Origin of the sequence: Corynebacterium sp. CMW7794 (assembly GCF_001563605.1) — a bacterium.
Classification (GTDB): Bacteria; Actinomycetota; Actinomycetes; order Mycobacteriales; family Mycobacteriaceae; genus Corynebacterium; species Corynebacterium phoceense.
The window spans coordinates 103441-113356 of the sequence record NZ_KQ961737.1 but is presented as its reverse complement, the minus strand read 5'-3'; the positions used below and the strand labels follow the sequence as shown (position 1 = coordinate 113356).

Below are 9916 nucleotides of genomic sequence, written 5' to 3'. Positions count from 1 at the left end.
ACTGACCCAAGCAGCATAGCTAACCCCCGACGTGGCTACTTTCCAGGGGTCAGGCCCTACATCCATAATGGCCGCTGGCCCTGAGTCTATCGACCCGACCGCGTATCTCGAAGAGCTACTCACCCAAGCATCGCCCGATCTGATGCGTGAAATGCTCGGTGATTTCATCAACCAAATTCTCTCTGCCCAAGCCGATACTGTCTGCGGCGCTGACTGGGGCACCACCAGCGACAACCGCGTCAACCACCGCAACGACTACCGCCACCGACCACTGGATACACGGGTCGGCATCGTCGATGTGTCTACCCGCAGGATGAACGACCTGGTCGCCACCCTCGGCATCGATGAATCTATCGAAGTCACAAGTTAGTGAGATGGCCAACGACTTGGATTCGATAGTGGAGGATTTCCACACCCGGCCACTGGATACCGGCCCGTACTACTACCTCTCGTGCGACGCGCTGACGATGAAAGTCCGGGAAGGCGGACGCGTGGTCAAACGAGTGTGCTCCTAGCAACCGGTGTCAACAATGACGACTACCGAGAACTATTAGGCATGCAAAATAGCTACCGCTGAGTCCACCGGCTCGTGGCCCGGCTTCCTCAGGGACTTAAAAGCCCGCGGTCTAGGTGATGTCTACCTGGTGACAAGTGACGCTCACGTAGGAATTCAAGCAGCGGTGTCTGATGTGCTGCCAAATGCCTCCTGGCAACGGTGCCGCACTCACTTCGCTAAGAACCTCTCGTCCATGGTGCCAAAGACCCAGTGGCCGACATTATCGGCGACGTTCCACACGATCTTCCAACAACCCGATGCTGAAGCGGTGTGGGCTCAGGCTCGGGAAGTGGTGGAATTCTGCCAGGCGAAATTTCCGCATGTGGCAAACTAGCTCGAAGAACAACTTGATGATGTGTTGGCGTTTACACACACCGAAGTCAGTGTGGACCAAAGTCTGGTCGAATAACCCCACCGAACGGCTCAAGCGCGAGATCTGCCGGCGCACTGATGTTGTCGGTATCTTGCCCCACCGTGATGCTGTGATTCGCTTAGTCGGGGCCGTCCTTGCTGAGCAGCATGATGTGTGGATTCAGCAGAAACGCTCCATGCCGTTGACAAGCCTAGAGCAAACCAAGGCGTTGATCACAGCCAATGTCATCGACGCCGACACCACCACCCCGGCAGGCAAGGAGATTGCAGCCTAATGACCAACCACGCCCAGGCCCGTGCCGGACCCGATCCCTGCTCACAGATCACCGACGATTCGAAAGAACTCATCCACCACCTACACGGACCTGACCCGCTTCACGCATCAATTTGCCTTTCAGCCCCAAATATCAAGGTCTCCGACCTCCCCCGCGGCCCCGGTTTACAAGGATGCTGGCCTTGCTGATGGAACCGGTTTTCTACCCATTATTCTGTGCAGATCACAGGCAACAGGCACCCACGAACGAGACCTGTTGCCTGATCGACCCCTGGCTGCCATCGTCGAGAAAATCCCTACTTACCAGGCGATTTGTTTCAATCAGACATCACCGATATAGTTTATTCACGTCGCAAGGGAACGCAAGAGATTCCCCGTGATATTCCTCCATAGCTCAGTTGGCAGAGCATTCGACTGTTAATCGAAGGGTCACTGGTTCGAGCCCAGTTGGAGGAGCACTCAACGAAGCCGCCTGAAAGGGCGGCTTTCTTCGTTTTCCTCTGGCTCTGATGCCTAACCGGGGCTAAGTAGCCAAAGGCCTTTCTAGTTCCCAGGCCGTATTGGAGGGGCACGAGACGTCGAAAGCGAGAAGTAGGTAGGCTATGTTCCGCATACCTACTACTCAAACCATTAAGGAAGCTCCCCACAGATGATCCAGTTTGTTGTTGGCGCCGCGGCAGGCTACGTATTCGGCACTAAGGCGGGCCGAAAGCGCTACCACCAGATCAAGGATGGTTACGAAAAGCTGGTGAACTCCCCTGCCACCAAGACGCTTGTTAACGGCACTCGTCGGGCAATTGCCAACCGTCTCGATCCGGAACCGAGAATGAAAGAGGTCAAGGATCTCTCACGCGGACGGCGGAATTCGGGTCAATTCGACAATTCGGATACCGTGTACGAACCCGACCAAGATTAGTGGTTTAGGCTGATATTAGTGTGCATTGCACACTAGTAGCCAGAATGAGCACTGCCCTGAGGGCAGTGCTCATTCGAATTTTTGGGTTAAGTAGCAAAAAGTGACGGCGGATTACTGGCCGCGTCGAAAATGGTTAATTTCTTAGTTCTGCCCACTGCGGAACGCGCGCTCGTTGAGCTCCCTGCGAGCTTGTTCTAGCGCAACCAGATCCGAGAACAGGGAGTTGTACGCCGCTTGGTCATCGGAGGGGCGCATGCGGCCGAGCTGGGCCTTGATGAGAGCAATCTGGTCGCCAACGCGGGACTCTTGGAGACGGGAGAGCACGGAGTCGGTGTAGACGTTCATGTCGACGTCGGTGGGCAGGATTTCCTCGACGGCGAGCTCCGAGATGAAGCTCTGGGCGGTGACGTCGGGCATCTGCTCGCTGACTCGTGCGACCCATTCGACGGGGGGCATCGTCAGCGCGGTGGCAATGCCACCGGCCTTGGAGATGGCCTCGCGCACGGCGCGGTAGGCCAGGTTGGTGTAGCTGGCGGCATCGATGCCATCGAAGTACTCACCGGCGTTCTGCGGGTACTGGAGGGCGATTTTCAGCGCCTCACGCTGCGGCCAGAGATGAGTGTCCTTCGGGTTGGGGCGATGGAGCACCGGGACGTCCTGCGCCGCAAGAGCCTGCTTGGAGTCGTCGAAGCGACGAATGGTGCGCTTCTCCTTCTTAGGTGCACGGTGGGCCTGCTCGACTTGCTGGAGGACCTCCATGGGGTCAGGCCAGCCAACCCACGCGGAAAGGCGGCGTGCGTACTCGTCGCGCAGGGGCTTGTCCCGGATGTCGGCGACGACGGGGACGGCGCGGCGCAGGGCTTGGAGGCGGCCCTCGGCAGTGTCGATGCGGTAGCCGGTGATGATGGTCTGCACGACGAACTCGAACATGGGGATGCGGTCTGCGATGAGGTCGCGGACGGCGGCATCGCCACGCTTGATGCGTAAGTCGCAGGGGTCGAGGCCCTCGGGGGCGACGGCGACGAAGGACTGGCCGGTGAACTTCTGGTCGCCTTCGAAGGCGCGCATAGCGGCTTTCTGGCCGGCTTCGTCGCCATCGAAGGTGTAGATGAGCTCGCCGTTGAAGTAGGAGTCGTCGAGCATGAGGCGGCGGAGGATCTGGAGGTGGTCCTCACCGAAGGCGGTGCCACAGGAGGCGACGGCGGTCTTGACGCCGGCGGCGTACATAGCCATAACGTCTGTGTAGCCCTCGACGATGACGGCCTGGTGGCCCTCCGCGATGTGCTTCTTGGCGAGATCAATGCCGAAGAGGACCTTAGTCTTCTTGTAGAGCATCGTCTCTCTGGTGTTCATGTACTTGCCCATCGGGTCATCATCGAAGAGCTTGCGGGCGCCGAAGCCGATGACGTTGCCGGCGAGGTCCTTGATGGGCCAGATGAGGCGACGGTGGAACATGTCGATGGGGCCGCGCTTGCCCATTTTGGACAGGCCGGCCTTCTCCAGTTCCTCGAAGGAGAAGCCCATGCGGATGAGGTGCTTGGTAAGCGTGTCCCAGCCCTCGGGAGCGTAGCCGCACTGGAAGTCGTAAATGATCTCTTGGGAGAAGCCGCGGTTGAGGAGGAAATCTCGGCCAGGTGCTGCCTCGGGGGTTTCGAGCTGCTTGCGGTAGAAATCGTGCGCCGCCTTGTTCGCCTGGATAAGGCGCTGACGCAGGCCTGGCTTTTCCTCACGGGCGGCGGCACTACCCCCCTGGTAGGTGATGTGGTAGCCGATCTTCTGGGCGACGGCCTCGACGGCCTCGGGGAAGGTGAGCTGCTCCATCTCCATAAGGAAGTTGAAGACGTCGCCGCCCTTGCCCGTGGAGAAGCAGTGATAGTAGCCGCGCTGCGGGCGCACGTGGAAGGACGGGGTGCGCTCGTCTTTGAATGGGCTCAGCCCCTTCATCGAGTCGTAGCCAGCAGGCTTTAGTTGTACGTACTCCCCCACGATTTCCTCAATGGGTGCACGTTCACGGATCGCTTGAATATCGCTGTCCGGAATCCTGCCTTTCGCCATGGGTAATAGATTACCTGCACTGGCAAATCAGCGACCGATTTCTTCATGGTGCTATCCGTTTGCAATGATGGGGGTATGGCGCACTCTACCCCCTCGAAGAAATCACTGCCTGCCGTCATCGGCGGCGTGGTGCTGGTCCTCGTAGCGGGCTATTTTGGCATCGACTTGAAGGGCGATTCTGGGGCTTCGTCGTCGGCGACGTCTGCTCCTGCCTCAGCATCTGGGACGGCGGAGGCTGAGGGGGCATCGGAAAGCTCGTGTGCTCTGGACACGCTGCCGGCTGAGGCGGCGGAGACGGTCGACGATATCCTCGCCGGCGGGCCGTACGAGTACCCCGACAACGACAACGTGCGGTTTGGCAACTACGAAGGCGTGCTGCCGAAGGAGTCGCGGGACTACTACCGCGAATACACCGTCGAGACGCCGGGGCTTAACCATCGCGGCACGCGCCGCATCGTCACCGGCGGCGGCTCCGACACCGACCCCGACGTCTGGTACTACACCGACGACCACTACGAAAGCTTCTGCACTATTCCCGACGCGGAAGGGGAACCATCATGAACCGAGTTCTCATCACCGAACCGCTGCGCACGCGCGAGGAATTCTTTGCCGCCCTGGGCAAGATGCACTTCGTGGGAGACTCCCCTGCTCCCAGCAACCTCGACGCACTTGCCGACTTTGTGCGCGAATTCCGCGTTGACGTGATTGTGGCCGCAGATATGGCGCTCGAGCTGCATGACTACACGGACCTGGTGCGGGTGTTGGAGGCTGAGGGTGTGAAGTTGGTTCGCTAGTCCATGAAGCCGGAAAGCTCGGCGCTGCGCTTGGCCAGGCGCTCGAGGCGTGACTCGGTCATGGAGGCGATTTGGTCGATGATGACGCGGTCGCGTTCGGCGTCGGAGTCGGCGGCGAGCCACCAGCCGGCGAACATGGCGTCGAGGGAGCCGGGGGCGCCAGCGACGAGGTAATCGTAGACGCGGTAGATGCGCTCGCGTTGGCGGTCCTGGCGCGCGAGGTGCGCGGGGACGTCCATGACGTAGAGGACCGCGATGGTCTTAAGCAGCTTGACCTCGGCTTGGGCGAGCTTGGGAACGACGAGGTGGCCGTTGGTGCGGCCCAGCTTATTCTCGGCGAGGAGGTCTGCGTTGGCGGTACGGGTGGCGCCGACGGTGGCCCCGACGTAGCGGCCGACAAGCTCGGAGGTCATCTTCTTGAGATCGGTGTAGGCGCGCAGGGAGTAGTCGAAATCGCCGATGGCATTGATGACGTCGAGACGGCGGAGGGAATCGGCGGCATCGAGAAGCTCTGCTGCATCCCCGCCGAAGGCCTGGGCGCCCTTTTCGGCGAGGGTGGCAAGCTCCACCAAGTCCCAGAGGACGGACAGGGAAATGCGACGGGAGATGATACCGTCTTCGACGTCATGGACGGAGTAGGCAATGTCGTCTGACCAGTCCATGACTTGGGCTTCGATGGGCGGAAGGCCGTCGGTGTGGCCTTGGCGGACCCACTCGAGGATGTGGGCGTCCTCGTCGTAGCAGCCGTACTTGCGGTTCGTTGTGCCGTCCGGGTTGGTCTTGAGCTTGGGATATTTGCAGGCGGCGTCGAGGGCAGCGCGGGTGAGGTTAAGTCCATAGCTTTCCTCGCGACCGTTCACGGTCGCGACCACTTTGGGCTCGAGGCGGGTGAGGATGCGCAGGGTTTGGGCGTTGCCTTCGAAGCCGTTCTGGGCGACCTCGTTGAGGGCGGTCTCGCCGTTATGTCCGTAGGGCGGGTGGCCGATGTCGTGGGTAAGCCCGGCCATGTCGCAGAGGTCCGGGTCCAGGCCCAAGCCGCTGCCGATGCCGCGGGCGATCTGGCCGACCTCGAGAGAGTGGGTAAGGCGGGTGCGGGGTGTGTCGCCGTCGCGGGGTCCGACGACCTGCGTTTTATCGGCGAGGCGGCGCAGGGCCGCAGAGTGGAGCACACGGGCGCGGTCGCGGGAGAAGGCGCCTCGATGATCTGGGCGAGCGTCGTGGGCGAAAGAGGAGCCTTTGGGGGACTCGTCGAAGAGGCGCTCGGTATCGGCGGGTTGGTAGGAATACATCGAGGTTAAGCCTAGCGTTTATTCGCGTTCGAGCTGGTCGTGGCGCGCGCTCCAGCTGGGGCGCATTATTCGCTCGAGGCGGTGGAGGGCGGGTGTGAGGCCAGGAATGACAAGCGCGAGGATGCCGCCGACTTCGTGGATGACACAGCGGAACCAGGATGCCTGTGGGAAGTGGATGGGGCAGTCTTTGGCGGTGACAGTTGTCGCGCGGAAGCCGTGGCCGCGAGCGATGAGCCAGGCGCGCGGCGCGTGGTAGGGGTCGGTGACGAGGGTGATGTCCTTGCTGTCCGGGAAAGCGCGCTTGACGGCATCGAGTTCTTCGTCGGTGGTGTGGCCTTCGCGCAGAGCCGTGATGTGGGTGGCGCCGCGGGCTTCGAGGTAGCGGGCGGCAACGCCGGCTTCGGTGAAGCGGTCGCCGGGCATGTTGGAGCCGGTCGTCACGAAGTGGCGGTCGGTGCCAAGCACAAGGGCGGCGTTGAGACGAGCTTGGAGGACCTTGGAGGGGCGGCCGTCATACTGGGCGGCACCCAAAATGACGATTGGGCCGAGTTCATGTTCCATTAGTGGGTAGTCTAGTGGCATGACTTTTTCGCGCGTTGGACGCGCGGCAGTGGCCGCGCTACTCATCGGACTGGGCACGGGCGCACCGGCGGTGTTCCTGGGCACGGCGGTCGCACAGGCGGCGCCGGCAGCTTCCTCGATCACGGCGAAGGTGACGGATGACTCGGGTGTGCTCTCCTCGTCGCAGAAGTCCGACTTGGAGTCGCAGATTGCGCAGCTGCAGTCCTCCGATCAACGTTTGCTCTACGTCGTCTACACCACGGGCCTGGATTCCCAGGTCGAGTCCTATGCGGAGTCGATTGTGGATTCGCGCGGTACGAATACGGCGGCGTTCGTCGTGGATACCGAGGCACGTAAGGCGACGGTGAGCGTGGGGTCCGAGTGGCCGTCGGGCTCGCAGGACAAACTCTTTGAGGCCGCCTATGATTCGCTCGCTGCCTCCGATTGGGCTGGAGCGGGCAGCGCTGTGGTGGAGGCGGCATCGGGAAGCTCGGGCTCGGGTGATGGCGCGCTGTGGCTGGGTGCCGGCGGTGCGGCTGTGCTCGCGGCGGGCGGCGGCGCGTATGCGATGTCGAAGCGGAAGACTAAGAAGGAGACCGCGGCGACGGTCGAGTCCGCGCGGGAGATCGAGCCAACGAACACGACGGCGTTAGCACGGTTGCCACTGCCCGTGTTGGAGGAACTCGCGCAGGAAGAGCTCGTGTCCACAGATGAGTCCATTCGCCGTGGCAAGGAGGAGCTCGACATTGCGATTGCGGAGTTCGGGCCGGAGCGCGCGCGGAAGTTTACGGCGGCGATGAATCAGTCCACCTCGACCCTGCAGCGTGCGTTTGCGACGCATAAGCAGATTGAGGCGCAGCGTGGGATGCCGGAGGCGCAGAAGCGTGAGCTTTTGGTGTCGATTGTGTCCTCGTGTGGGCAAGCGGATGATGCGTTGGATGCGCAGGCAGCTGAGTTCGCGTCGATGCGCGACTTGTTGGTCAATGCTGGTTCGAAGCTCGATGAGTTGACGCAGAAGACGGTGGATTTGAGGGCGCGTATGCCGCAGGCGACGGCGACGTTGAATTCGTTGCGGGAGCAGTACTCGGAGGAAATGCTGCAGTCGATTGCGGATAATCCTCAGATGGCGTCTGTGTCCTTGGATGAGGCAGAGAAGTCCTTGTCGTTGGGTCGTTCGTTGCAGTCGAAGCCGGCTGGCCAGCAAGGCGGACTCGTGGGGGCGATTCGTGACTCCGAGCACGCGATTGAGGTTGCGGACCGGTTGCTGTCGGCTGTGGAGAACGCGCAGTCCACGATCACGACGGCGCAGCAGGGTCTGTCCGCGCTCATTGCAGAGGTTGATGGCGAGATTTCTGAGGCGCGTCAGATTGAGGCGCAGGGTCAATCCCAGGGGACCTCGGCGGACTGGGCGTCCTTGGAGGCGTTGTTGTCGGAGGCGTCTGCTGCCGCTGAGGCGGCGCGTGCGGGTGGCGCGGCGGATCCGTTGGGGCATTACACGACGCTGATGTCCCTGGACGGGCGGCTCGATGAGGCGCTGGATACGGTGCGTGAAGTGACACAGACGCATGCGCGCCAGCTGGATATGTTTGCGCAGCAGATTTCGGTGGCCTCGTCCACGATTCAGGCGGCGGAAGACCTCATCTCGGCGCGTGGTCGTTTGGTGGGCGCCTCGGCGCGTACCGCGTTGGAGGATGCGAAGCGTCTGCATGCGCAGGCGTTGCAGCAGCGTGACCGTGATATCCGTAGTGCCTTGGATTTGGCGCGTCAGGCAGTTGCCGCGGCACAGGAAGCGCAACGCCGTGCGCAGAACGATATCGATGACTACCGCCGGCGCCAGCAGCGCCAGCAGATGGCGTCCGGTGCGGGTGACCTCATCACGGGCATGGTCATTGGACAGATGCTCGGCGGCGGTGGACACCGTGGTGGCTACGGCGGAGGCTTTGGGGGCGGCTTCGGTGGAGGCGGCTTTGGGGGCGGTGGCGGTTCGAGGACGGGTGCGTTCTAGTCCTCGGGTGTTGTCCACAGGTTGCAGGGTCATGGTTGCCCACTAAATTGTGCAAGACGGCGGTTATCCACAGGTATGCAGGGTACATGCTTGCGGGTGGCCGCCGTTGTGGGTTTTCTAGGGGTATGAACCTCATTGCATTGCACGAAGCAACACACGAAACACTGGCATTGGTCGCTGCGGGACAGCTCATTCAGGTCGCGGGCGGGTACGCGTGCGACCGCGCGGAGTGGGAGGCACTCGCCTATCACGAACAACAGGAGTGGCGGGTGCGCGCGGCAGGATTATCGGTCCGGGAGGCGGTGCTCGTGGGGAAATCCGCGGCGCGTATCCATGGATTATGGGTCCTATCGGCGCGTGAGGAAGAAGTCGAGCTCACGTTGCCGGCAGGCGGCTTGCCGCGTCGGACGCAGTGGAGCGCGGGATATCGGTATAGGCGATTGATCTTGGCGGATGACGATTATCGAGAGATTGACGGTCTGCGGGTGACGTCACGGCCGCGGGCGTGCATCGATACCGCGCGCTTCCACGGCTTCGCGGACGGTCTGGTGGCGATGGATTCGCTGCTGCGGCAGGGGTACTACCGCGAGCATGTCTCACTTGTGATTGCACGGATGGGGCGGTGTAAGAACATCACGGTCGCGCGACGGTGCCTCGAGTTGGCAATATCGACGTCGGAGTCGCCGTATGAGTCTTTCGCGCGGGCGCTGCTCATCGAGGGGCTTCCGGGAGCGGCGGTTCGGCCGCAGGTACGGGTGCTGCCGGGGGTTCGTGTAGACCTGCTCGTGGACGAGCACGTGGTCGTGGAGATTGATGGCGACGTGAAATACGACGGGCAGACGTATCGCGGGACTGAGGAAACCATCGTGGCGGAGCGAGCGCGCGAGAAGCAGCTCCACAACGCGGGGTATCAGATGGTGCGCTACTCCCCTGCCCAATTACGCCGGGAGCCGGAGCGCTTCATCGCGGAGGTATCGGCGGCGCTTGCGCGGAAAGCGGCGTAAAAGAAACAAAGGCAATGTGCCGTTGGCACTATGCGCTGGTCGTGGAATTTGGGTGAATTAAAGCGACCAGCGCATATGGCTATTATGACA

At 61.8% G+C, this 9916-nt stretch carries 9 protein-coding genes, 1 tRNA gene and 1 pseudogene; 8 read left to right on the top strand and 3 right to left on the bottom strand.

Translation table 11 applies throughout. The features are described from left to right. Positions 1-67 precede the first annotated feature (67 nt). The 4 genes and pseudogenes from HMPREF3227_RS13730 (at position 68) to HMPREF3227_RS06800 (ending at position 2118) form a co-directional block, all read left to right on the top strand. Positions 68-370: a transposase gene (locus HMPREF3227_RS13730; protein WP_077210088.1), complete on the top strand. Its 303-nt coding sequence runs from the start codon at positions 68-70 to the stop codon at positions 368-370. After that, positions 345-1203 (top strand): annotated as a pseudogene (locus HMPREF3227_RS13995) (transposase). Before HMPREF3227_RS13730 ends, HMPREF3227_RS13995 begins: the two are co-directional and overlap by 26 nt. Positions 1204-1585: 382 nt before the next feature. After that, positions 1586-1658, top strand: a tRNA-Asn gene (locus tag HMPREF3227_RS06805). A 193-nt stretch (positions 1659-1851) separates the two neighbouring features. Then, on the top strand, positions 1852-2118 hold the full coding sequence (locus tag HMPREF3227_RS06800; protein ID WP_066511559.1) for a hypothetical protein: 267 nt from the start codon (positions 1852-1854) through the stop codon (positions 2116-2118). Between the two features lie 141 nt (positions 2119-2259). On the opposite strand, the gene dnaG is transcribed toward HMPREF3227_RS06800, so the two are convergent. Beyond that, positions 2260-4173, bottom strand: a complete 1914-nt coding sequence (gene dnaG, locus HMPREF3227_RS06795; protein ID WP_066511547.1) for a DNA primase — start codon at positions 4171-4173, stop codon at positions 2260-2262. Between the two features lie 75 nt (positions 4174-4248). Between dnaG and HMPREF3227_RS06790 the strand changes: the two genes are divergently transcribed. After that, positions 4249-4734: a guanyl-specific ribonuclease gene (locus HMPREF3227_RS06790; protein WP_066511545.1), complete on the top strand. Its 486-nt coding sequence runs from the start codon at positions 4249-4251 to the stop codon at positions 4732-4734. After that, positions 4731-4967, top strand: a complete 237-nt coding sequence (locus tag HMPREF3227_RS06785) for a hypothetical protein (protein WP_066492360.1) — start codon at positions 4731-4733, stop codon at positions 4965-4967. Before HMPREF3227_RS06790 ends, HMPREF3227_RS06785 begins: the two co-directional genes overlap by 4 nt. On the opposite strand, the gene HMPREF3227_RS06780 is transcribed toward HMPREF3227_RS06785, so the two are convergent. Beyond that, the gene (locus tag HMPREF3227_RS06780; RefSeq protein WP_066511542.1) at positions 4964-6256 is read right to left on the bottom strand and encodes a deoxyguanosinetriphosphate triphosphohydrolase; all 1293 of its coding nucleotides are present in this window, start codon (positions 6254-6256) and stop codon (positions 4964-4966) included. The two genes, HMPREF3227_RS06785 and HMPREF3227_RS06780, sit on opposite strands and share 4 nt — an antisense overlap. Before the next feature lie 18 nt (positions 6257-6274). Then, positions 6275-6817, bottom strand: a complete 543-nt coding sequence (locus HMPREF3227_RS06775) for a YdcF family protein (protein ID WP_066511538.1) — start codon at positions 6815-6817, stop codon at positions 6275-6277. Positions 6818-6836: 19 nt separating this feature from the next. On the opposite strand from HMPREF3227_RS06775, the gene HMPREF3227_RS06770 reads away from it, so the two are divergent. Continuing rightward, entirely contained in the window at positions 6837-8822 is a 1986-nt protein-coding gene (locus HMPREF3227_RS06770; protein WP_066511535.1) for a TPM domain-containing protein, read from the top strand. 125 nt (positions 8823-8947) lie between these two features. After that, complete coding sequence (locus HMPREF3227_RS06765) at positions 8948-9826, top strand: hypothetical protein (protein WP_066492371.1); 879 nt, start codon at positions 8948-8950, stop codon at positions 9824-9826. Positions 9827-9916: the final 90 nt, after the last annotated feature.